The sequence below is a fragment of the Halomonas sp. LBP4 genome (assembly GCF_003202205.1).
GTDB lineage: Bacteria > Pseudomonadota > Gammaproteobacteria > Pseudomonadales > Halomonadaceae > Halomonas > Halomonas flagellata.
Map to the genome: position 1 here is coordinate 114,883 of NZ_PDOG01000007.1, position 22,450 is coordinate 137,332.

Annotated in this window: 23 protein-coding genes; 3 read left to right on the forward strand and 20 right to left on the reverse strand. The window is 68.1% G+C overall.

Translation table 11 applies throughout. The features are described 5' to 3' along the window. Positions 1-270: 270 nt before the first annotated feature. The 10 genes from moaB to CR157_RS19125 all read right to left on the reverse strand — a co-directional run bounded on the left by moaB (position 271) and on the right by CR157_RS19125 (position 9,513). Positions 271-801 (reverse strand): molybdenum cofactor biosynthesis protein B, encoded by a 531-nt coding sequence (gene moaB, locus CR157_RS19080; RefSeq protein WP_110285126.1) that lies wholly within the window; start codon positions 799-801, stop codon positions 271-273. After that, positions 798-1,115, reverse strand: coding sequence for a DUF1244 domain-containing protein (locus CR157_RS19085; protein ID WP_110285127.1), 318 nt, complete (start codon positions 1,113-1,115; stop codon positions 798-800). The genes moaB and CR157_RS19085 overlap by 4 nt, the downstream gene beginning before the upstream one ends. A 99-nt stretch (positions 1,116-1,214) precedes the next feature. Further along, positions 1,215-2,276 carry a formate dehydrogenase subunit gamma gene (locus CR157_RS19090; protein WP_110285128.1) on the reverse strand — a complete coding sequence of 354 codons (1,062 nt, stop codon included), beginning with the start codon at positions 2,274-2,276 and terminating at the stop codon, positions 1,215-1,217. 9 nt (positions 2,277-2,285) lie between these two features. Then, a complete protein-coding gene (fdh3B, locus tag CR157_RS19095) occupies positions 2,286-2,900 on the reverse strand; it encodes a formate dehydrogenase FDH3 subunit beta (protein ID WP_110285129.1) in 615 nt (204 codons plus the stop codon). Positions 2,901-2,910: 10 nt separating this feature from the next. Then, positions 2,911-5,763, reverse strand: coding sequence for a formate dehydrogenase subunit alpha (locus tag CR157_RS19100; RefSeq protein ID WP_110285130.1), 2,853 nt, complete (start codon positions 5,761-5,763; stop codon positions 2,911-2,913). 27 nt (positions 5,764-5,790) lie between these two features. Then, positions 5,791-5,991: a twin-arginine translocation signal domain-containing protein gene (locus CR157_RS19105; protein WP_110285131.1), complete on the reverse strand. Its 201-nt coding sequence runs from the start codon at positions 5,989-5,991 to the stop codon at positions 5,791-5,793. Positions 5,992-6,087: 96 nt separating this feature from the next. Further along, positions 6,088-6,717 carry a TorD/DmsD family molecular chaperone gene (locus CR157_RS19110; protein WP_110285132.1) on the reverse strand — a complete coding sequence of 210 codons (630 nt, stop codon included), beginning with the start codon at positions 6,715-6,717 and terminating at the stop codon, positions 6,088-6,090. A 4-nt stretch (positions 6,718-6,721) separates the two neighbouring features. After that, positions 6,722-8,443, reverse strand: a complete 1,722-nt coding sequence (locus tag CR157_RS19115) for a 4Fe-4S binding protein (protein ID WP_110285133.1) — start codon at positions 8,441-8,443, stop codon at positions 6,722-6,724. A 93-nt stretch (positions 8,444-8,536) separates the two neighbouring features. Next, a complete protein-coding gene (locus tag CR157_RS19120; RefSeq protein WP_110285134.1) occupies positions 8,537-9,085 on the reverse strand; it encodes a DUF3306 domain-containing protein in 549 nt (182 codons plus the stop codon). Further along, complete coding sequence (locus CR157_RS19125) at positions 9,082-9,513, reverse strand: DUF3305 domain-containing protein (protein ID WP_110285135.1); 432 nt, start codon at positions 9,511-9,513, stop codon at positions 9,082-9,084. Before CR157_RS19125 ends, CR157_RS19120 begins: the two co-directional genes overlap by 4 nt. A 94-nt stretch (positions 9,514-9,607) precedes the next feature. On the opposite strand from CR157_RS19125, the gene CR157_RS19130 reads away from it, so the two are divergent. After that, positions 9,608-10,447, forward strand: coding sequence for a formate dehydrogenase accessory sulfurtransferase FdhD (locus tag CR157_RS19130; protein WP_110285136.1), 840 nt, complete (start codon positions 9,608-9,610; stop codon positions 10,445-10,447). A 128-nt stretch (positions 10,448-10,575) separates the two neighbouring features. Here the strand turns inward: CR157_RS19130 and CR157_RS19135 are convergent, their stop codons facing one another. Next, positions 10,576-11,211, reverse strand: a complete 636-nt coding sequence (locus CR157_RS19135; protein ID WP_110285137.1) for a helix-turn-helix domain-containing protein — start codon at positions 11,209-11,211, stop codon at positions 10,576-10,578. A 171-nt stretch (positions 11,212-11,382) separates the two neighbouring features. Next, entirely contained in the window at positions 11,383-12,318 is a 936-nt protein-coding gene (locus CR157_RS19140; protein ID WP_110285138.1) for a histone deacetylase family protein, read from the reverse strand. A gap of 132 nt (positions 12,319-12,450) precedes the next feature. On the opposite strand from CR157_RS19140, the gene CR157_RS19145 reads away from it, so the two are divergent. After that, positions 12,451-15,198, forward strand: a complete 2,748-nt coding sequence (locus CR157_RS19145; RefSeq protein ID WP_110285139.1) for a bifunctional acetate--CoA ligase family protein/GNAT family N-acetyltransferase — start codon at positions 12,451-12,453, stop codon at positions 15,196-15,198. 93 nt (positions 15,199-15,291) lie between these two features. Here the strand turns inward: CR157_RS19145 and pdxH are convergent, their stop codons facing one another. The 5 genes from pdxH to CR157_RS19170 form a co-directional block, all read right to left on the reverse strand. Further along, on the reverse strand, positions 15,292-15,933 hold the full coding sequence (gene pdxH, locus CR157_RS19150; protein WP_110285140.1) for a pyridoxamine 5'-phosphate oxidase: 642 nt from the start codon (positions 15,931-15,933) through the stop codon (positions 15,292-15,294). A 95-nt stretch (positions 15,934-16,028) separates the two neighbouring features. Further along, complete coding sequence (locus CR157_RS19155; protein ID WP_110285141.1) at positions 16,029-16,418, reverse strand: DUF2069 domain-containing protein; 390 nt, start codon at positions 16,416-16,418, stop codon at positions 16,029-16,031. Then, complete coding sequence (gene wrbA / locus CR157_RS19160; RefSeq protein ID WP_110285142.1) at positions 16,415-17,038, reverse strand: NAD(P)H:quinone oxidoreductase; 624 nt, start codon at positions 17,036-17,038, stop codon at positions 16,415-16,417. The genes CR157_RS19155 and wrbA overlap by 4 nt, the downstream gene beginning before the upstream one ends. A gap of 41 nt (positions 17,039-17,079) precedes the next feature. Further along, positions 17,080-17,433: an arsenate reductase (glutaredoxin) gene (gene arsC, locus CR157_RS19165; RefSeq protein ID WP_110285143.1), complete on the reverse strand. Its 354-nt coding sequence runs from the start codon at positions 17,431-17,433 to the stop codon at positions 17,080-17,082. Further along, the gene (locus tag CR157_RS19170; RefSeq protein ID WP_110285144.1) at positions 17,430-17,936 is read right to left on the reverse strand and encodes a gamma-glutamylcyclotransferase family protein; all 507 of its coding nucleotides are present in this window, start codon (positions 17,934-17,936) and stop codon (positions 17,430-17,432) included. The genes arsC and CR157_RS19170 overlap by 4 nt, the downstream gene beginning before the upstream one ends. A 120-nt stretch (positions 17,937-18,056) precedes the next feature. Here CR157_RS19170 and smrA point away from each other — a divergent pair, with 120 nt between their 5' ends. Next, positions 18,057-18,650 carry a DNA endonuclease SmrA gene (smrA, locus tag CR157_RS19175; RefSeq protein ID WP_110285145.1) on the forward strand — a complete coding sequence of 198 codons (594 nt, stop codon included), beginning with the start codon at positions 18,057-18,059 and terminating at the stop codon, positions 18,648-18,650. 155 nt (positions 18,651-18,805) lie between these two features. Here smrA and CR157_RS19180 read toward each other — a convergent pair whose 3' ends face one another. The 3 genes from CR157_RS19180 to CR157_RS19190 form a co-directional block, all read right to left on the reverse strand. After that, positions 18,806-19,327 carry a DUF934 domain-containing protein gene (locus tag CR157_RS19180; RefSeq protein ID WP_110285146.1) on the reverse strand — a complete coding sequence of 174 codons (522 nt, stop codon included), beginning with the start codon at positions 19,325-19,327 and terminating at the stop codon, positions 18,806-18,808. Further along, a complete protein-coding gene (locus CR157_RS19185; RefSeq protein WP_110285147.1) occupies positions 19,320-20,972 on the reverse strand; it encodes a nitrite/sulfite reductase in 1,653 nt (550 codons plus the stop codon). The genes CR157_RS19180 and CR157_RS19185 overlap by 8 nt, the downstream gene beginning before the upstream one ends. Positions 20,973-21,101: 129 nt before the next feature. Next, the gene (locus tag CR157_RS19190) at positions 21,102-22,430 is read right to left on the reverse strand and encodes an MATE family efflux transporter (protein WP_110285148.1); all 1,329 of its coding nucleotides are present in this window, start codon (positions 22,428-22,430) and stop codon (positions 21,102-21,104) included. Positions 22,431-22,450: the final 20 nt, after the last annotated feature.

A 22,450-nucleotide genomic window follows, 5' to 3' on the forward strand; every position in this document is an offset into this window, starting at 1 on the left:
TCGCCCGATGGTGCAGGGTGTCGACGGGTCGCCAACGCTGGCGGTGCCTATGGGGTCTGACCCCCGGGACGTCGAGGTTGCCGAGGAAGGCCATGTCGGTGGCTCCAGTCGAGCACGGGGTCAGACCCCATAGGTGCGGCCTCGGCACCTGGATCGAGCGGTCATGGCCTGCCATGGCGTCATCATCAAACATGTTGGCCTCGCTCGGGAATCGCCAGGTTGGCCTGAACGTGGGGAGAGTTACAGGGCTTGTGACGGCTGTCGGTGATCTCAACCATGCTGGCCTCGCTCGGGAATGACCAGGTTGGCGAAGTTGCACGGCTTGTGCCGACTGTCGAGCTGCTCGGCGAGGATGCCGTCCCAGGCGGTGCGGCAGGCGCCGGTGGAGCCGGGCAGGCAGAACACCACGGTGGCGTTGGCCAGCCCCCCGAGGCAGCGGCTCTGGATGGTGGAGCTGCCGATCTCCTGCCAGGAGAGGTGGCGGAAGAGCTCGCCGAAGCCCTCGATCTGCTTGTCGAGCAGCACCAAGATCGCCTCGGGTGTCGAGTCGCGGCCGGTGAAGCCGGTGCCCCCGGTGGTCAGGATCACCTGCACCCCGGGGTCGGCGATCCAGCCCGCCACCACGGCGCGGATGCGGTAGACATCGTCGATGACGATCTGCTTGTCGGCCAGCCGATGGCCGGCGCCGGTGAGACGCTCGACCAGGGCCTGGCCGCTGCGGTCGGTCTCGTCGGTGCGGGTATCGGAGACCGTGAGAACCGCGACCTTTAGCGGGACGAAACCGTCGCGATCGTCGCTCATGCCTGTCCCTTCTTCTGCTGTTGCCGAGCCTCGAGGGCGGCGAGTTGTTCCGGGGTGGCCGGGGCTTGATACTTCTCCTTCCACTCCGCGTAGGGCATGCCGTAGACGTAGTCGCGGGCGGCGTCATAGTCGAGTTCGGCACCGCGCTCCTCGGCGGCGGCCACCAGCCACTTCGAGAGGCAGTTGCGGCAGAAGTCGGCCAGGATCATCAGCTCGATGTTCTGCACCTCCTTGTGCTCGTCGAGGTGCCTGAGCAGGCGGCGGAAGGCTGCCGCCTCGAGTTCGGTACGGGTGGTATCGTCGAGATGCTGCATGGGGTATCTCCCTGCCTGTCGTGAAGGGGTCGTGAGTGCCGCCAGCATAACAAAAGACACCGCCCGGGGGCGGTGTCGAAGCATCGCGATGAGGCCGAATCATCCCGAGCGGGGCGTCGGTTCCTCGCCGCCGCCGGAGGGCTTGCCACCGGCGGCGAGCTGCTCCTCGGGAATCGCCTCGTCCTTGACCTCCTCATACCAGAGGTTGTGGTGATCCCTGGCCCAGGTCTCGTCCACATAGCCGGTGGTCATCCCCTCCAGGGCCCCCTCGGTGCCGATGGTGCCGATGTAGATGTGGCCCAGTGCCACGGCGGTCAGGCCCAGCGCGCCCACGGCGTGGATGAGGTTGGCCCACTGCATGGTGTCGCGGCCCTGGCCGTAGTTGGGGAAGTCGAGCACGAAACCGCTGGCGATCACCACGATACCCGCCGTGGCCAGCAGCCAGAACCAGACCTTCTCGCCACCGTTGGCGAAGCCGGCATCGACATGTGTCTTGCCGACCATGCCGCCTCCCTTCTTGAACCACGCCAGGTCGTGCTTCTTCGGCCAGTTGTGTTTCAGCACCCGGGCCAGCAGCACGATCAGCAGGATGCCGAACAGCGGCCCCAGATAGTTGTGGATCAGCTTGGTGCCCGACATCATCGCCGCCCAGAAGCCGTCACCGAACAGCGACCGGAAGACGAACTTGCCGTAGAGCAGGTTGAGCCCGGTCAGCGCGAGCACGATGAACAGGCTCGCCACCGTCCAGTGGATCGCACGGACGACCAGCGGCCAGCGCAACAGCTTGCGCCCCGTGCGCGGTTCGCTGAGGTCCTTGCGGCCGATGACCAGGTAGAAGAGCGCGATCACCACGATCATGCCGCCGATGGCGATCAGCCCGAAGGGCGAGACCCAGCGGTTGCGCAGCTGCCGCCAGCGCTCGCCGCTGGCATTGACCAGGTTGTAGTTGGAGTCGGCCCGGCTGTCGCGGAAGTTGGCCCCGGTCTCGCCACTGCGTACCTGGCGCCAGGTGTCCGGCGTCACCCCGACGACGGCGGTGGCCGCCTCGCGGTCCGCGTCGGCCTGGGCCAGCACCGACTGGGCGATCCCCAGGCCGACCAGCAGTACCAGGGTGAAGACCGCCACCCGCCAGAACCCAGGCCATGCATTGGAAATGTACATGCAGCCTCCTTACCCCTGGCGGGTGGCGTCATAGGCGAGGTTGTCGGTGTCGGCGCGGGGGTTGCCCGACCAGGCGCCGTCCGGGTGTCCGCGCTGGACCACCCGCTGGCGGAAGATGTCGGCAATCGTCTGGGCATCGCCGGCGAGCAGCGCCTTGGTGGAGCACATCTCGGCGCATAGCGGCAGCTTGCCTTCGTCGATACGGTTGGCGCCGTATTTCTGGTATTCCTCCTCCTTGGTTTCCGCCGGGCCGCCGGCGCAGAAGGTGCACTTGTCCATCTTGCCGCGCTCGCCGAAGGCGTTCTGCTGCGGGAACTGGGGCGCACCGAAGGGACAGGCGTAGAGGCAGTAGCCGCAGCCGATGCACAGATCCTTGTCGTGCAGCACGATGCCGTCATCGCGCTGATACAGCGTCTCGGTAGGACAGACGGCGATGCAGGGCGCATCATCGCAGTGCATGCAGGCCACCGAGATCGACACCTCGGTGGGTTCGCCGTCGTCGAGGGTGACCACCCGGCGGCGCTGGATGCCCCATTCGACGTCGTTGGCGTTCTTGCAGGCGGTGACGCAACCGTTGCACTCGATGCAGCGTTCGGCGTCGCACATGAACTTCATAGTGGCCATGTTGTTCTCCTCAGCTGGCCTTCTCGATACGACACAGGGTGCACTTGGTTTCCTGCATCTGCGTCACCGAGTCATAGCCGTAGGTGGTGGCGGTGTTGGCCGCCTCGCCGAGCACATAGGGCGCGGAGCCTTCCGGGTAGCGGTCATGCAGGCTCTCGCCCTGGAACATGCCACCGAAGTGGAAGGGCATGAACACCACTTCGCGGGCCACCCGGGGCGTGACCAGGGCCTTGACCCGCACGCGCCCACCCTCGGCGCCCTCGACCCAGACGTCGTCGCCGTCGGCCACCGCCAGGTCGTTGGCCAGCGCCGGGTTGATCTCGACGAACATCTCCTGCTGCAGTTCGGCGAGCCAGGACATGGAGCGCGTCTCCTCGCCGCCCCCCTCGAACTCCACCAGGCGCCCGGAGGTCAGGATGATCGGGTAGCGATCCGAGTTGTCGTTGTCCTGGATGCTCTTGTAGAGGGTCGGCAGCCGGTAGTGCGAGGCCACGTCGTCCCAGGTGGGATAGTCGGCGACCAGGTCGCGGCGGCTGGTGTAGAGCGGCTCGCGGTGCTTGGGGATGGGGTCGGGGAAGGTCCAGACGTTGCAGCGCGCCTTGGCATTGCCGAAGGGGGCGCACTCGTGGGCGATGGCCACCCGCTGGATGCCGCCGGAGAGGTCGGTCTTCCAGTTCCTGCCATCCGCTTCCGCCTGTTCCTCCTCGCTGAGGTCATCCCACCAGCCGAGGTCCTTGAGCATGACGTCGGTGAATTCGGGATAGCCGTCGTTGAGCTCGGAGCCCTGGCTGAACACGCCGTCAGCCAGGATGTTCTCGCCGTTGCGTTCGATGCCGAAGCGGGCGCGGAAGGTCAGGCCGCCTTCGGAGACCTTCTTGCTGGTGTCATAGAGGATCGGCGTGCCGGGGTGGCCCATCTCGGCGGTGCCCCAGCAGGGCCACGGCAGGCCATAGTAGTCGCCATCGGCGGGACCGCCCTCGGCCTGCAGGGTATGGAAGCTGAAGGTGTGCCAGTTCTGCTGGTGGGCCTTGAGGCGCTCCGGGCTCTGGCCGGTGTAGCCCACGGTCCACATGCCGCGGTTGAACTCGCGGGTGATGTCCTCGATGAGCGGCTCGGTGCCGTTGACCTCGATATGCTTGAACAGTTCGTCGGCGAAGCCCAGTTTGCGGGCCAGCAGGTACATGATCTCGTGGTCCGGCTTGGACTCGAACAGCGGCTCGATCACCCTGTCGCGCCACTGGAGGGCACGGTTGGTGGCGGTCACGCTGCCGGTGGTCTCGAACTGGGTGGCCGCCGGCAGCAGGTAGACACCGTCGCTGCGGCCATGCATCACCCCGGCCACGGTGGGGTAGGGGTCGACGATGACCATCATCTCGAGCTGCTGCATGGCCTTCTGCATCTCGGGGCCACGGGTCTGGGAGTTGACCGCATGCCCCCAGTAGAACATCGCCTTGAGCCGGGTACGCTGGGAGATGGCCTCCTCCTCCTCGAGCACCCCGTCGACCCAGCGCGACACCGTGATGCCGTTGGTGTACATCGGCTGGCCATCGGCGTACTCGGTCTGGTCGAAGCGGCCCTTGAGCCAGTCGAGGTCGAGGTCCCAGACACGGGCCCAGTGTGCCCAGGCGCCCTCGGCCAGGCCGTAGTAGCCGGGCAGGGAGTGAGACATCAGCCCCAGGTCGGTGGCGCCCTGGACGTTGTCGTGGCCACGGAAGATGTTGGCGCCGCCACCGGAGACGCCGATATTGCCCAGCGCCAGCTCGAGGATGCAGTAGGCCCGGGTATTGTTGTTGCCGGTGGTGTGCTGGGTACCGCCCATGCACCAGACGATGCAGCCCGGCCGGTTCTCGGCCAGGCGCCGGGCGGTGTCACGCATCACGCCCTCGGGGACGCCGGTGATGCGCTCCACCTCGGAGGGGGGGAAGGCCGCCACCTCTTCACGCACCTCGTCCATGGCATAGACGCGCTGGTCGATGTACTCCCGATCCTCCCAGCCGTTCTCGAAGATGTGCCACAGCAGGCCCCAGATGAAGGCCACGTCGGAGCCGGGGCGAAGGCGCACGTAACTGTCGGCCTTGGCCGCGGTGCGGGTGAAGCGCGGGTCGACGACGATGATGTGGGCGTGACTGCGCTCCTTGGCCAGCAGGATGTGCTGCATGGCCACCGGATGAGCCTCGCAGGGGTTGGAGCCGATGAACATGATCGCCTTGCTGTTCTGAATGTCGTTGAGCGAGTTGGTCATCGCCCCGTAGCCCCAGGTGTTGGCCACCCCCGCCACGGTGGTGGAGTGGCAGATGCGCGCCTGGTGATCGGTGTTGTTGGTGCCGGCCAGGGCGGCGAACTTGCGCATCAGGTAGGCCTGTTCGTTGCTGAACTTGGCCGACCCCAGCCAGTAGACGCTGTCGGGCCCGTGTTCCTCGGTCAGGGCCAGCACCTTGTCGCCGATCTCCTCGATGGCGTCGTCCCAGCTCAGGCGCTGCCACTCGCCGCCGACCAGCTTCATGGGGTACTTGAGGCGGCGGCTGGAATGGCCGTGCTGACGCAACGAGGCGCCCTTGGCACAGTGGGCGCCGCGGTTGATGGGGTGGTCGAAGGCGGGCTCCTGCCGGGTCCAGATGCCCTCCTGGACCTCGGCGTAGACGCCACAGCCCACCGAGCAGTGTGAACAGATGGTGCGCCTGGTCTCCACCGGCGAGTCGAGTACCGGGGTCTTGTCGGCGGCCTCGGTGCGGCGCATCATCGGGGCGCCCATGAAGCCGGCGGCGGCCAGGCCGCCGGTGGCCCCGCTGCGCTTGAGGAACTGGCGGCGGGAGATGCCCAGTCCGGCAGCCTTCGGGGCATCACTTTTACGAGTCAGACGCATGGCTGTGATCTCCTGGCTGTCGAGCCGTCAGTCCCGCAGGGTGGCGTAGAAGGCACGGATATGGTCGGTCTCCCGGTAGTGGCGGGAGGTGTCGGCCGGCGGTTCGTCGGCGGTCTCGGCCTGGGCCAGGGTGACGTGACCGACGGCGGCCGCTGCCCCGGCGGCGGCGGTGCCGACCCCGAGGGTCTTGAGGAAGCGGCGGCGCTGCGGGTTGCGAGTCTTGTTCATGGGAGTCTCCTCGATCATGCCGTGGCCTTGCGTTGGCGTTGTTGTCATGTCCATGGGCGCTCTTGCGATGATGTCGTCGGGTTCTCTCTCCAGGCATCAGGGCTCGACGAGCCTGACGGGGTCCTGCGCTGCCTCACCGGCGAGCAGCGCCTCTTCCTTGTCGATGAAGGCCCGGCCGAGCCGGCCGAGTCGGGAATAGAAGGGCGATGCGACCGCGGCCAGGTCGGCCAGGCAGTGCGCGGCCCAGGGCGCCAGGTGCGCCATGAAGAACCGCGCCTCGGCGGGGGAGCGGGCCTCGATGAGCAGGGCCATCACTTCGCAGAGTGCGGCCAGGTGGTCTTCCGGGTCGCGGGTCCGCTCGCTGCGCTCGAATCCCAGCACCTTGAGGTCCCGGCGCAGGGCCACCAGGGCCTCGTCCAGCAGTTCGCCGTTGCGGTACCAGGAGGCGTAGGGCGTCACGTCCCCCTGGATGACGCCGACGAGATGGCGGAAATGGGCGCGGGTCAGCTCTTCGATGGAGGCGTCGCCTGCCGAGGCGATGAGCTCGCGCCAGGGGCTGGCGAGGGCGCTGCCGTCGTCCTCGACCTCCAGCCCGGCGAGCCAGTCGAGCAGCGCGGTATCCGGTGGCTCGCGCAGCAGGCGTGCCAGCAGCCGGTAGACATCGGCCCGCAGGGCATGGAACTCGTCGAGTTCGGGGGCCACCCGGGGCGTGACAGTATCGGTCATTGGCTCACACCTTCAGTTGCGATTCGGGATTCCGCGCCAGTTCGTGCCACACGTCCCTTACGCGACAGTCCTCACACATCTCCAGCCGGGCCAGGGCATCGCCGGCGAAATACGGGTGGTCGGCGAGCTTGGCCTTGATCGTGGCGATGGTGCTGGCGGTGGCGAAGGGCTTGCCGCAACGGATGCAGTGGAAGGCCTCCTCCTCGTGGCACACCCGGCGCTGGTCCCGGGCCGGGTCGGCCAGGAAGCCGGGCAGCAGGGTGATGGCATCCTCCGGGCAGGCCTCGGCACAGAGCCCGCACTGCACGCAGTCGGCCTCGCGGAAGCTCAGCTGCGGACTGTCGGTTCCGGCCGCCAGGGCCGGGGTAGGACAGCCGGCCACGCAGGCCATGCACAGGGTGCAGGCGGCACTGTCCACGTCGAGATCGCCATAGGCGGCACCCGCGGGCATCGCATGGCGCCTGCCATCCGGCTCGCCGCACTCGAGTAGTCGGGTCAGCACGACGTTCAGGCGGTCGCGCTTGCCGGCGGTATCGAAGGCCAGGGGCGCCTCGACCAGGGGGGGATGCGTCGGCAGGGCGTCGCGGCCGGCCGTGTCGCCGGCGTCGAGGCAGGTCACGCGTTCGGGGGCGTGCCCCAGTGCCTCGAGCAGGGCCCGGGCCTGGGCGAGCTGGTCGTCGATGAAGGCGGAGAGCCGTTCGGGCATCTGCGGATGGCGCTGGATGCGCACCTCGGCGGCACCGCCGGCCAGGGCGGTCAGCCACTGGTCGTGGCCCGCGCCCCCCAGCTCCGCGAGCGGGACGTCGAGGACATGGCCGGCCGGGTCGCCGTCAGCGGCGAGGTGTTCGGCTTCGCCGAAACGCACCACCGGCAGGGTGCCGCCGGCACGGCGGTAGGCGTCGAGCCAGGCCAGCAGGGTCTCCTGCTGGCGATGGGTGTCCGGTAACCGGAACTGGATGGCCCCCGTGGGACAGGCACTGCTGCAGCTGCCGACGCCGTGGCAACGGAAGGGGTCGATCTCGATCCAGGCCGCTATGCGCCCCTGCTGGCTGGCGATGGCATCGGCCGGACAGACCTCGAGGCAGCGGGTGCAGCCGGTGTTGCCGCTGGCGGCATGCGCGCAGAGGTCGTGGTTGATCTGGAAGTAGCGCGGCTTGTCGAACTCGCCCACCAGGTCGGCGAAGGCCTCGAGCCGGGAGGCACGATCGGGCTCGGCCCAGCGCGTGGCGACATAGCCGGGCGGTGGCAGCTCCAGTGACAGCACCGGTCTCTCGCCGAGATCCAGGACCAGGTCGAAGTGGTCGCGGTCGGCCAGCGCCCGGGCCAGGTTGAGCGGCTGCTCGCGGGCGATCATGGCCGAGAAGCGGCCCAGGTAGCCCTCGATGTGCAGGCTTGCGGCCTGCTCGCGGCTCAGGGCCTGGCAGGTCAGGTGCCGGGTATCGGCCAGCAGGGTGTCGTCGTCGCTGTCATCTGCTGTCGGATCGCTGGCTTCGGCGACGGGCTCGGTGAAGGCGAGCGTCAGCGAGGCCAGCCCCCGGTCCTGCAGCGCTCGGGCGGCCCGACGGGCGGCCCGCTCGTTGCCCAGGATCAGGGCGTGCCCCTCACTCACATAGCCGACGCTGGCCGGGGTGAGGTTGAGCGGCCAGGAAACCTGGCGGTGCGTCGCCTCCCTCGCCCGACGATTGCCGGTGTCGTCCACCGGCAGCATCTCGATGCGCTGGTTCATGCCACCTCACGGTCAGTGATACTTTGTTATTGTATGGTGATGCTAATGTTGCAGTCTGGTTGGTTTTCGTGATGACGCCAGACCACCCTTGGTCTAATCCTCCCCCTTCGCGGGCGGAGTGCCGGTCTCGGCGCTGGCCGCGACCACACGCCGGGCATCCACGGTGTCCTCGTCGGGGGCGGGCATCGCCTCCCGCTGCTCCTCGCCTTCGGCGATCTCCGCCTCCCCGGCAGGGTCGGCCACTGCCGGCTCGAGTTCACTCTCGTCGAGCTGGCGGGTCCACTGCCTCAGGCGCTGGGCCAGCTCACTGGCCAGGGGCTTGAGACGCTCCCGGTAATCGTCGTCGTAGTCGTCCAGGCCGTCGCGGATCCCGTACCGCTCGCCGGAAAACATCCGCCGCAGGGCGCGCCGGCGCAGGCCGTCGCTGACCCCCCGCTGCATGAATGCCGTGAAGTCGCTGCCGGCGGGCAGGGTGTCGGGATCGGGCAGGGAGTCGTCCAGGCTGCCGGGTTCCGGAGGCCGCGTATCGGCGCCGGGGCTCTCCGGTGCCGGCTCCACGGTGGTAGCTGCGGGCTCGGGCAGTTCGACGTCTTCGGTCTGCTCGCCCAGCTTGCGGCGTGACCAGCGACTCAGTCGGTTCATGCGCGCTGCTCCCGGGCGCGGCCCGCGCCGTGGCGTTTCTTCTTGCGCCCTTCATCCGGCGCTTCCCCGTGGCGGGCGAGATAGGCCTCCAGCCAGGCCTGGAGCGCCAGCGGCATCTCGACTTCCAGCACCTGCTGCTCGCCATCGAGCCAGGAGGCCGCGACGTCCTGGCTGGCCGTGATCGCCGAGGGGCGGGGAGGCAAGCCGCTCTCGCCGCAGCGTACGAACAACCGGGGAGTGCCGGCATCGAGGTTGAAACGGTAGGCGGCCCGCTCGGTGAGGTACAGCTGCAGTTCCAACACCCAGGGTCCGCCATCCCCGGGGGCCAGGTCGACGATCCGCCATCGGGTGGAGCTGAAGCCCTTGACACGCCGGGACTCGCTCGCGAGATCGAGACTCAGGACTCGATGGCTGCTGACGTGGGTCATGGATGCCGCTCTCGCCAAAGTTGTCAATTCAGTAAAGACACTGGACGGAGGGAATGCCATCATCATCTATCAACGCTTTGTCGAGGAGCCGTGGATGCACGACATCAGCCTGAGCCAGGCGCGCCTGCCCGCCACCCTGGAGATCGAGGTGCTCGACGAATTCGGCGAGGCTCGTCCCCAGGCCATCGCCGCCGAGCGCGCCCTGACCGTCTACCTCAACAGGCGCGAGATCGTCACCCTGATGACCCTGGGGGCGGACCCCGAGGCGCTGGTGGTAGGCTACCTGCGCAATCAGGGGCTGCTCGTCGCCCGCGAAGACCTCGAGGCGGTGCACGTTGACTGGGAGGTGGAGGCGGCCGCGGTGGTCACGCGCCACCTGCCCGAGGATCTCGAGGCACGTCTCGGGCAGCGCACCGTGACCACCGGGTGCGGCCAGGGCACGGTGTTCGGTCGCCTGCTCGAGGCCACCTCGCTCCATGTGCTGCCGGCCACCCGGCTGCGCCAGTCGGTGCTCTACCAGCTGCTCGAGAACCTCGGCGTCTACAACGAGACCTATCGCAGCGCCGGCGCCGTGCACGGCTGTGCGCTCTGCCGACAGGAGACGGTGCTGGATTTCGTCGAGGACGTGGGGCGCCACAACGCCGTGGACACCCTGGCGGGACGCCAGTGGCTGGGGGAGGCGGCAAGCGCCGATGCGGATATCTTCTACACCACCGGTCGACTGACCTCGGAGATGGTGCTCAAGGTGGCCCAGATGGGCATCGGGGTACTGGTGTCGCGCTCCGGGGTGACCCAGAAGGGCGTGGAGCTCGCCGAACGTTTCGGGGTGCTGCTGATCGCCCGGGCCAAGGGACGCCACTTCCAGGCGATCAACACCGGCGAGCGCCTCGTACTGGACGCCATTCCGCCGCGGCGCCCGGGCGACCGTCGCTAGGAGCCCTGATTCGTTAAATAGCGGGCTATTCGCCTCATCAGATCGATAAACCTGTCTCGAAATCCGACTCTCTCGCGACGATCGGTCAAATCCGACAGGCTCCTAGCTGTATAAACCTACCTGGTGGTTCATGGAGAGTTCTCGCTCCGGGTGCAGACGGAGAGCACCACGGCATCCTCCTCGCTGACCGACACCAGGGCGTGGCCCATGTCGCTGTCGAAGTAGATGCTGTCGCCCTGCACCAGTTGGAGTGGCTCGTAGAACTCGGTATAGAGCAGGATCTCGCCGTCGAGCACCATCAGGAACTCCTCGCCGTCGTGGCGCACCCATTCGTTGAATTCGTCGAAGCTACGCGCCCGCACGATGGTCTTGAAGGGGATCATGCGCTTCTGGGCCAGTTCGCAGCTGAGCAGTTCGTGCTCGTAGGTGGGGGTGGGGTGCTGCTGGCCGTGCCCGCGGCGGGTCAGGTCGCGACGCCCCATGGTGCGGGTCTGGGCCCGGGGCGGCGAGAGCAGCTGGGGCAGGTCGATGCCGAGCCCGCCGATCAGCTTCTGCACGGCGGTGAAGGTGGGAGAGATCTGATCGTTCTCGATCTTGGACAGCGTGGAGCGTGCCAGGCCCGTGCGCTGGCTCACGTCCTCCAGGGTCCACTGGTTGGCCAGGCGGATCTCCTTGAGGCGCTCCCCCAGGCGCAGCGGCTCGACGAAGGGCTTGCGCCCCGAGGCGATACGCAGGGCAGCGTCCTGATCGGTGGTGGCGGTCATGGTCGGTTCACTATCGGAAACAGAGTTTCCACCAGCCTACCACAATGGCTGCCCCGCGCCTCGCGTGAACGACCCGAAATGGTGCCGATTGCGACGTGATTCGCGGCGGCCTGATCCGCCGCCGGTATCCCCATGCTGCCGTATCACGTTTCCCCGATGCTGGAAACGGCGTCAGCCGTGGAAGGGCTGGCCGAGCAGGGCCTTGACATGGGCCTCGGCACAGCGGCCCAGGGCGTCCAGGTGATAGCCGCCCTCGAGCACCGAGACCAGTCGGTTGTCGGCATAGAGGGCGGCGATCTCCATCGCCAGGCGGGTGACCCAGTGGAAATCCTCGTCCTCGAGGCAGAGCTCGGCGAGGGGGTCGTCGCGGTGGGCATCGAAGCCCGCCGAGACCAGCACGATCTCCGGCTTGAAGGCGTGCAGGGCCGGCAGCCAGTCGTCCTCGATGGCCCGGCGGAAGGCGCCGCTGCCGGTGCCGGCCTCGAGCGGGGTGTTGACCACGTTCTGCCACTCGCTGCGCAGGTAGCGCCAGGGGTAGAAGGGGTACTGGAAGCTGGTACAGACCAGCACCTCGGGATCATCCTTGAAGATGTCGATGGTGCCGTTGCCCTGGTGGACGTCGAAGTCGAGAATGGCGATCTTGCGGGCGCCGTACTTCGCCCTGGCATGGGCCGCCCCCACCGCCACGTTGTTGTAGAAGCAGAAGCCCATGGCATCGGTGGCCTCGGCATGATGGCCCGGCGGGCGCACCGCGCAGAAGACGTTGTCGGCCTGGCCACGGAACACCTGGTCGACGCCGCGGATGACCGCGCCGGCCGCCATCCGTGCAGCCTGCAGGCTGTCGGGGTTCATCAGGGTGTCACTGTCCAGGGTGACGATGCCCTGTTCGGGCACGCACTTGTCGAGCGCCTGCAGGTGACGCAGCGGGTGCACCCTGGCGAGTTCCTCCCGGGTGGCTTCCCGGGCGTCCGACTGCATGGTCTGCTGCAGCACCCCGGCAAGGGCCAGCCGCGCACGGATCGCCTCCAGTCGCAGGGGGCTCTCGGGGTGCTCGGGCCCCATGTGATGCAGGTGGCAATCGGGATGGGTGATATAGGCGGTGATCATGCACGAACTCCAGGCTGACTGGTGTCACGATAAGCGCCACAGCCCCTTGCACGACAGTGTCAATAGGTCGTACACAGGGGAATGGCCAACCATCGGCATCATCCGTCACGGGGACACCCCGGGGAGAGAGCCTTGAGCACCCGTTTCCTGCGCCACTTCTTCGAGCCGCGTACCCTGGCGGTGATCGGTGCGTCCGAGAAACCCCACTCCCTGGGCGGCCAGGTGATCTGCAATCTCCAGGAGGCCGGCTTTCCCGGCACCCTCTGGGCGGTCAACCCCAAGGGCTACGAGACAGTCTTCGGCCAGCCCTGCGTGGCGCGTGTCTCGCAGTTGCCCGAGATACCCGACCTGGCGGTGATCTGCTCGCCGGTCGAGACCGTGCCGGGACGTATCGCCCGGCTGGGTCGCTTCGGGGTCAAGGCCGCCCTGGTACTCTCGGGCGGTGCCCATCTGGACGACGACCGCGGCGACCGGGGCTCGATCCGCAGCCGCATGCTGGCCGCCGCCCGGGAGTCGGGGATTCGCGTGCTGGGACCGGAGTGCATGGGCCTGATCGTGCCCGGGCGCCAGCTCAATGCCTCCTATGCCAGCCAGCCGGTCAAGGCCGGTCGGGTCGCCTACCTCGGCCAGTCCGGCATGCTCGGCAACGCCATGATCGACTGGGCCGCGGGGCGCGGCATCGGTTTCTCGCACCTGATCACCGTCGGCGACAGCGTCGATGTGATGCTTCCCGACCTGATCGACTACATCAACCAGTACGCCCCCGCTCAGGCGATCCTGCTGCACCTGGAGCGCATCCTCGATGCCCAGCACTTCATGACCGCGGTGCGTGACGCTTCGCGGCATCGTCTGGTGCTGGCGATCAAGAGCGGGCGCACCGCGGCGTCCGACCTCACCGGCCTGCCGCCGACGCCCGGGGTAGCCAATCGCGACCAGATATTCGACGCCGCCTTCTCCCGGGCCGGGGTGGTACGGGTCAACGACTCCGACGAGCTGTTCGACGCCCTGGAGACCCTGTCGCGGATGAAACCGCTGCGCGGCGATCGCCTGGCCATCGTCGCCAACGGCCTGGGGCCGGCGCTGCTGGCCATCGACAAGCTGGTCAGCGCCGGCGGCAAGCTGGCCGCCTTCAGCGAGGAGACCCACCAGGCGCTGCTCGAGGGCGGCTTCGACATGAGCCGCCCCGGCGACAATCCGGTGGACCTGGGGGGGAATGCCACCCCGGAGAAGCTGGTGGATGCCCTGGAGATCGTCGCCGCCGACCCCGGCGTCGATGCCGTGCTGGTGGTCCATGCCCCGACCCGATTGGCCCCCTCGAAGACCACGGCCCAGGCGATCATCGCCAATCGCAAGCGCTTCCGACGCAACCTGCTGACCAGCTGGATGGGGCTGCAAGAGGCGCTGTCGGCTCGCCACGAGTGCAACCTGGCCGGGATCCCCACCTATCTCTCGCCGGAGAAGGCGGTGAAGGCCTTCATGCACATGGTCGACTACCAGCGTGTGCAGGCGCTGCTGCAGGAGACCCCGCCGAGCCTGCCATTCACCACCACGGCGGAGATCCGGCGGCACTGCCGCACCCTGATTGAAGAGGCCAGGGCCAGCGGGCGCGAGTGCCTCTCCCATTCGCAGACTGCCCAGGTGCTCGAGGCCTACGGCATCCCCGTGGCGCCCGGCCGCTACGTGAAGACGCCGGAGGAGGGGGCCGCGGCGGCGGCCGAGATCGACGGCCCCCTGGCCCTCAAGGTGGTACACGAGGGCAACTGCCGGCCGTTCCGCTACCGCAAGCACCCACACAAGCTCTCTGCCGGCCTGCTGCAGGACCTGGGCTCCCCGGAACAGGTCGCCGAGGGCATGCGCCGACTCGAGGAGAAGGGGAGCGAGAAGTTTCCTGCTTTCGAGATCCGCGAGTACTGCCTCCAGCCGATGCAGCGCGGCAAGCACTCGATGCAGCTCTGCGCCGGCATCACCCGCGACCCGGTGTTCGGGCCGGTGATCGTGTTCGGCATCGGCGGCTACAAGGTCAATATCCTGGCCGACCGCCAGGTAGCGCTGCCGCCGCTCAACATGCGCCTGGCGGAGGATATGATCGGACGCACCCATGCGGCGCGCCTGATCCGCGAACACTCCAGCGACCCGGACCGGGACATCGAGCGGCTCTGCCAACTACTGGTCAAGCTGTCGCAGATGGCCAGCGACCTGCTCGAACTGCGCGGCCTCGAGCTCAACCCGCTGCTGCTCAACCGCGACGGCATGGTGGCGGTGGACTTCGCCCTGGACCTGGCCCCCCCGGCACGCTTCGCGATCATGCCCTACCCGGAAGAGCTGCGTGAGTGGGTCACCCTCAACAACGGCTGGGAGGTGGAGGTGCGGCCGATCCGCGCCGAGGATGCCCCGCTGATCACCAGTTTCCATACTCAGCTCTCCGAGGAGAGCATCCGCTTTCGCTATTTCCACAACAAGTCGGACCTGACCCAGCGCGACCTGTCGATCCTCTCCCATATCAACTACGATCGGCAGATGGCCTTTATCGCCGAGCACCTGCGCGACGACGGCAGCAAGGAGATGCTGGGCGTGGTGCGGGTATGGAACGACCCGGACAACATCCGCACCGAGTTCTCGATCATCATCCGCGACGACCTCCAGGGGCTCGGCATCGGCAGCCTGCTGATGAACAAGATGATCGCCTACTGCAGGAGCGTCGGCACCCTGGAGATGACCGGCAAGATCATGGTCGACAACCATCCCATGCGGGCGCTGATGAAGCACCTGGGGTTCCGCTGCCGCTACAACATGGAGGAGCAGGTGGTGGACGCGGTGCTGAGGCTCAACGAGCCGGAGAGCGAGTGGCAGCGGCACCGTCTGGAAAGCCTGCCGGACTAACGGAAACCCTGATTCATTACTGCGCTCCGGCGGCGGCCGGCCTATCGTCGCTCGCTACATGAATCAGGGCTTCCTTGCCCAGGGTTCTGCAGGTCAGGGGGCCAGGCGAAAGTGGCTCCACTCGCCGTCGCGCTGCTCGTAGCGGATGCGGTCGTGCAGGCGGCTCGGCTGGCCCTGCCAGAACTCGATCATCTCGGGAATGACGCGGTAGCCGCCCCAGTGCACCGGCCGGGGAATCTCCTGGCCCTCGTAGGCCTGCTCGAAGCGTTTCTCGCGCTCCTCGATCCAGGTGCGGTCGGGAATCACCACGCTCTGGGTGGCGACCCAGGCGCCCAGTTGGCTGGCTCGGGGTCGGCTGGCGAAATAGGCGTCCGATTCCGCTTCGCTGACCCGCTCCACCCGACCCTCGACACGCACCTGACGCGACAGCGAGGGCCACCAGAACACCAGGGCGGCATGGGGCACATTGGAGAGTTCGCTGCCCTTGTGGCTATGGTAGTTGGTGTAGAAGACCAGGCCCTGCTCGTCGATGCCCTTGAGCAGCACCACCCGGGCATGGGGCAGCCCCTGGCTATCGACGGTGGCCAGCGTCATGGTATTGCCGTCCTCGCCTTCCGTTTCCAGCGCCAGCGCCAGCCACTCGTCGAACAGCACCATGGGATCACCGGTGACCTGGGCCTCGTCCAGGCTTCCTCCCTCGTAGTCGCGTCGGATATCGGCGATGTTGCGTGTCATGTCGTTCTCCTCGAGATTTGTTCCATGGTCGCCGCTCGCGGGGTAGAGCTCAACAGCTTCACGGCAACGGCAGGCGTTTTCTTGGGCCAAGGCTCCTAGCCGGCGCGCAGCTGTCGGCTGCGGAAGCGGGCATAGCCCATGCAGCCGGTGAACAGGGCCAGCGACACCAGGGCCTCGAGCAGGCCGCGCAGACCCTGGCCCGGCAGGGTGGCGACCATCACTCCCTGGGTGAAGTAGAGCAGGCTGACGAAGGCCAGCCAGGCATGGCCTCGCGGTCGACGGCCGAGGATCGACGGCAGGAAGAGCACCAGCGGCAGCACGAAGGCGATCAACGGGCCCAGGGCGACTTCGCTCTGCACGGCGACGCCCCGGTAGAGCATCAGCAGCAGGAGCAGGACATAGCTGCCGAGCACCAGCCTGCGGGAGCGTTCGGTGAGGGTGTCGAGGCCGCGCCGGGCCTCGAGCCCTTCGAGCCACTGTCTCATGGGGCCTCCCGGCGCATGGCGTCCAGGGCCAGGGTGAGCCTGGCCAGGCGTCGCCCCTGGGCACGGACCAGGTGGCGCTCGTGGTCGTCGAGCGGGCGGTCGCTGCGCTTGCCGGCCAGGTGGCTCGCGCCATAGGGGGTGCCGCCGCTGGTGGTGTCCATCACCTCGGTCTCGCTGTAGGGCAGGCCGGCATAGACCATGCCGTGGTGCAGCAGTGGCAGCAGCATCGAGATCAGGGTGGTCTCCTGACCGCCGTGGAGGCTGGAGGTGGAGGTGAAGGCGCTGGCCGGCTTGTCGACCAGGGCGCCGCCCAGCCACAGCTCGCTGGTGGAGTCGATGAAGTGCTTGAGGGGGGCGGCCATGTTGCCGAACCGCGTCGGGCTGCCGATGGCCAGGCCGGCACAGTGGCGCAGGTCGTCGAGGCCGGCGTAGACCGCCCCCTCGGCGGGGATCTCCGGATCCACGGCCTCGCAGGTGGGGGAGACCGGCGGCACGGTACGCAGCCGGGCCTCGATGCCGCGGCACGACTCGACGCCGGCGGCGAGCTGTTCGGCCATGGCCCGGGTGGCACCATAGCGGGAGTAGTAGAGGATCAGCACATAGGGCAGGGGGGCGCTCATCGGGGCTCCAGGCGGCGAAGAAGGGAAGGGCGGAGGCGGACTCAGCGTCCGTCGATCAGGCCCAGGACATCTTCCGGAGGGCGACCGATCATGGCACGCTGGCCGTCATCGGCGATGGGGCGCTCCATGAGCCGGGGGTGGGCGACGATCGCCGCGATGACCTGCTCCTGATCCTGGAGGTCGACGTCCAGCGTCTTCCACTCCTGCTCCCCGGTGCGCACCAGCGCCTCGCCGTCGGCGTCGAGCCGCGACATCAGCTCGCGCAGTTCGCCCTCGTCGAGGGGCTCGTCGAGATAGCGGCGCACCCTGACCTCGGCGCCACGCTCCTCGAGCAGGGCGAGCGCCTGGCGCGACTTGGAGCAGCGCGGGTTATGGTAGAGGGTGATGGTGGTCATGCGGACTCCTTGGTCCCGACGATGAAGAGGCGGCCATTGTAGAAGGCCGCCAGGTCGGGCCACAACCGTGCGCCCGACGGCGCCTCCTCGGGCAGGCGGCGATAGACCCAGACCTCGCGGCCATCGACGAGCTCGACGGTGACCCGTTCGTAGCGGAGTCCCAGGCGCTCGTAGCGATCGAGCCGGGCGAGCTCCTCGGCAGAGACGTCGATCACCTCGCCCTCGACGCGCGCGCCGGGGGCCTCGACGAGGTCGAGCCCCTCGCGGCGGAAGTCTTCCAGCACCGCCGGCGTCGACTCGCCGATGCGGCCGGTGACCACCCAGCGCACCAGTCCCGAGCGCAGGGTGCCGTAGACGAACACCTCATGGCGGCCGTCGGCGATCGCCGGCAGGTCGTCCGGCGGGTCGTAGGTGAAGGGACTGAGCAGGGTCAGCCATAGCCAGCCCGCCACGGCGAGTGGCAGGCCGACCAGGGTCAGCAGCAGGAGGCGCAATCGTGTCATGGTCGCTCCGGGCGCGCCGGTAAGAGACCATCGTGCCATGGGCGGCCGGCGCTGTCCGGCTTAAGCCGCCCGACAGGCTCTGCTAGGATGGAGATTCCCCTGACGACCGGGAGGTGGCCCATGACACAGTCGGCACGCGATGATCTGGATTTCAGGGCCCTGATGGGCGATGTGCGCCCCCTCGGGCGGGCACGCAACCGGGCCGACCCCGGCCATGCCACGCGCGGCCCCAGCGAGGCCCAGCTCGCCCGCCGGGAGAGCGCCGCCGCCGAGCCGCAGGGCCGCGACTTCCTTTCCGACGACTTCGTCGACCTGATTCCCCCCTTCGACCCGCTCGAGTACCGCCGCGACGGCATCCAGCAGGGGGTGGTGGACCGCCTGCGCCACGGCGGGTATGCGGCGCAGGCCCAGCTGCACCTGCTGCGTCGTCCGCTCGAGGAGTGCCGCCGGGCCTTGCCGTCCTTCATCCGGGAGGCCCGCGCCCATGACCTGCGCTCGGTGCTGATCATCCATGGCCGGGGACGCGAGATCGACAGCGCCCCCAACGTGCTGCGCTCCTACCTCGCCAAGTGGCTGGCCCAGTTCGAGGAGGTCCAGGCCTATGTCTCGGCGGGGCAGGCCGACGGCGGCCTGGGGGCGACCTGGGTGATGCTGCGCAAGAGCGAACGCGCCAGGACGGCCAACAGGGAGCGTCAGCAGAAACGCCGGGGGTGACGGACCTCCTCTTCGACCTGCCCCCGGCGCCCCTCCATCATCCAGCTGTGTTTGTCCTGGCGGCGCAGGGACACTTGGGAATCAACCACGATGCCCAAAGCGCCAGGGCCCCGGCAATTGCCGGGGCCCTGGTGGTTCAGACGAGTCGTCGCGCGTCAGGCCTGACCGTTCTCGCGCAGGCGGCGTTCGAAGAGGGCTTCTGACTGGTCCACCGCCGGCTGATAGCTGACGCTGAAGGCTCCCAGGGCGCGCAGGGCGTCGTCGAGGTGTTGGTCCTCGCGCAGCGCCAGGGCGTCGAAGCCGCAGCGGGTCATGTAGAACAGCTGGTCGACCAGGACGTCACCGATGGCGCGGACCTCGCCCTCGTAGCCATGGCGTTCCCGCAGCAGCCGGGCCAGGGTATAGCCGCGACCGTCGGTGAAGGCGGGGAAGTCGATGGCGACCAGCGGCGCCTTCACCAGCTCGAGCGCCAGGGCATCGGTGAGCTCGGTGTCGCTGGGCAGCCAGGGCGCCAGGCCCTCTTCGTCGGCATGCTCGTCAAGCCACAGCGCGAGCGGCACGATCACCGGCCGGCGGGTCGGCAGGGCCTCCTCGAGGCGCGACAGCGCCCACTCGTCCTGCTCCGGCTGCCCCATCTTGATCAGGGTGCGGGCGTGTTCCAGTTGTTGATCAGGCATAGACCCGCTCCTTGAACGGCTTGAGGCCGATTCGGCGATAGGTGTCGAGGAAGCGCTCGTCCTCGTGCCGCTGCTCCACGTAGACCTGCAGCACCTTGTCGATCACCTCGGGCACGTCCTCGCGGAAGAAGGAGGGGCCGAGGATCTTGCCGAGCGAGGCGTCATCGGTGGCGTTGCCGCCGAGCGAGATCTGGTAGTACTCCTCGCCCTTCTTGTCGACGCCGAGGATGCCGATATGGCCGACGTGGTGGTGGCCGCAGGCGTTCATGCAGCCGGAGATATTGAGGTCCAGCGGCCCCAGGTCGTAGAGGAAGTCGAGGTCCTCGAAACGTTCCTGCAGCGCCTGGGCGATGGGGATCGACACCGCATTGGCCAGGCCGCAGTAGTCGCCGCCGGGGCAGCAGATGATGTCGTTGAGGGTGCCCACGGTGGGGTTGGCCATGCCGAGTTCCTCGAGTTCCCGCCACAGCGTCTCGAGCTCGTCCACCGGCACGTCGGACAGCACCAGGTTCTGCTCGTGGGTGACCCGCATCTCGCCGAAGCTGAAACGGTCGGCGAGATCGGCGACGGCCTCCATCTGGTCGGCGGTGACATCGCCCGGGGCGTGCTCGCGCCGCTTGAGCGACAGGGTCACCGCCTTGTAGCCCGGCACCTTGTGGTCGGTGACGTTGTTGGTGACGAAGCGCGAGAAGGCGCGATTCTCGGCGCGCAGCCGCTCGAAGTCGGCGATGGCGGCTTCGGCGACCGGACGCCGTTCGGGCTCGGGGAAGTGGGTCCGGGCGGCTTCCACCGCGGCCGGCGTGAGGGTCTGGGGGCCATCCTTGAGATGGGCCCACTCGGCCTCGACGCGGCGGCGGAACTCCTCGATGCCCAGCGCCTTGACCAGGATCTTGATGCGCGCCTTGAACTTGTTGTCACGGCGGCCGAACTGGTTGTAGACCCGTACGCAGGCTTCCAGGTAGGTGAGCAGGTGCTGCCAGGGCAGATCCTCGCGCACCACGTCACCGATCATCGGCGTACGGCCCAGGCCCCCCCCGGCGAGCACCTTCACCCGCAACTCGCCGCGGTCGTCGCGCCACAGGCGCAGGCCGATGTCGTGGACCTGGATGGCGGCACGGTCCTCGGCGGCACCGGAGACGGCGATCTTGAACTTGCGCGGCAGGAAGGCGAACTCCGGGTGCAGGGTCGACCACTGGCGGATCAGTTCGCACCAGGGCCGCGGATCCTCCACCTCGTCACCGGCGATGCCGGCAAACTGGTCGCTGGTGGTGTTGCGGATGCAGTTGCCGCTGGTCTGGATGGCGTGCATCTGGACTTCGGCGAGCTCGCCGAGGATATCCGGCACGTCCTCCAGCGCCGGCCAGTTGAGCTGCAGGTTCTGGCGGGTGGTGAAGTGGCCATAACCGCGATCGTAGCGGCGCGTGATGGCGGCCAGGCGCCTGAGCTGATGGCTGCCGAGCATGCCGTAGGGGATGGCGATGCGCAGCATGGGCGCATGCTTCTGGATGTAGAGGCCGTTCTGCAGTCGCAGCGGGCGGAACTCATCCTCCCCGAGACGGCCGGCCAGATGACGGTCCATCTGGTCCCGGAACTGGGCGACGCGCTCATCCACGAGGGTCTGGTCGTAGGTGTCGTACCGATACATTCAGGCGTGTCCTGCTGTCGGAGCGGGTGAAGGAATATGCCGTAAAGGCACCATACTCCTCTTCCTATATTCTATGAAAGAATAAATGATCATAGAATTCGAGTGAAGGGTTATTAAGGTCGGGGGGGGTCAGACCTGTAGCTGCAGCCAGCGTCGTCGCTGCCAGATCACGGCGAACCAGGCCGAGTTGAGGCAGCGATAGCCCAGCTGCACCCACCAGATGCCGAGCAGGCCATGGTCCAGCACCACCCCGACCCACCACGCCAGCGGCAGGAACACCAGCCACTGCATGGTCAGGGTCGCTGTCATCACCATACGGTTGGCGCCGGCACCAAGCAACGCCTGGGCCAGGACCAGGGCGGCGGCATCGAGCACGATCATGGCCGCGGTCAGCTGCAGCGGCACCCGGCCCAGCGCGATCAGCGCCGGGTCGTGCAGGAAGAGCCCCAGCACCGCGTCGGGGAACAGCGCCATCGGCAGCGCCAGGGCCGCCAGGCAGGGCCAGGCCAGGTGCACCACCTCCCAGCCCCAGCGATGGGCGTCCCGATGCGCCTGGCGGCCGAGCGCCTGGCCGACCAGGCTCATCGCCGCCATGCCCAGGCCCACGCCGGGCAGGATCAGCAGCAGCGACAGGTTCACCAGCACGTGGCCCACCGCCACGCTGCCGGTGTCGATGCGCCCGAGCATCCAGAACAGCACGGCATAGCCGGCGGCGAACCACAGCTGCTGGAAGGAGTGGGGGGTAGCCAGGCGCAGGGTGGTGAGCATGGTCAGTCGTTGTGGCAGGCCGGCCAGGAAACCGCTGGTGGTGGCGTGGCGGGTGCTGAGCAGGGCCCAGATCGCCAGGCCGACGAACAGCGACAGGCTGGTGCCGGCCCCGGCGCCGGCGGCGCCCATGGCCGGCAGGCCGAACAGGCCGAAGATCAGGCCGATACTCGCGATTACGTTGACCAGGTGCATGAACAGGATGATGCGCAGGTAGATGCCGGTCTGCTGGATGCCGTTCCAGTAGCCGCGGAAGCAGAAGATCATCGCCACCGGAACGAGGGAGACCACCCGCCAGCGGAAATACGCCACCGCCACCGCATTGACCGCCGGGTCCTGGTTGATCAGCGCCAGCAGGCGCGGTGCCTGCCACAGGCAGAGCAGCGCCAGCGGGCCGGCGACCGTCAGGGCGATCAGCAGGCCGGCGTTGAGCGCCATCGCCCGCTGCCCCCAGTCCTCCTCGCCGTGGCGGCGGGCGGTCTGGGCCTGGACGCCGGAGGAGAGCCCGAAGACCACGGCGGTGATCAGGAACATGGCGTAGCCGCCGATGCCGACGCCGGCCAGGGGGACCTCGCCCAGCGATCCCACCAGGGCCGCATCGACCAGGTTGAGCAGGCTCTGGGAGAGCATCCCGGCGATGATCGGCAGGGCCAGGTGCAGGATCGTCTGGCGGCGGGTGGTCTCGGGCAGCATCCGTCTTCCGGTCGGTGGTG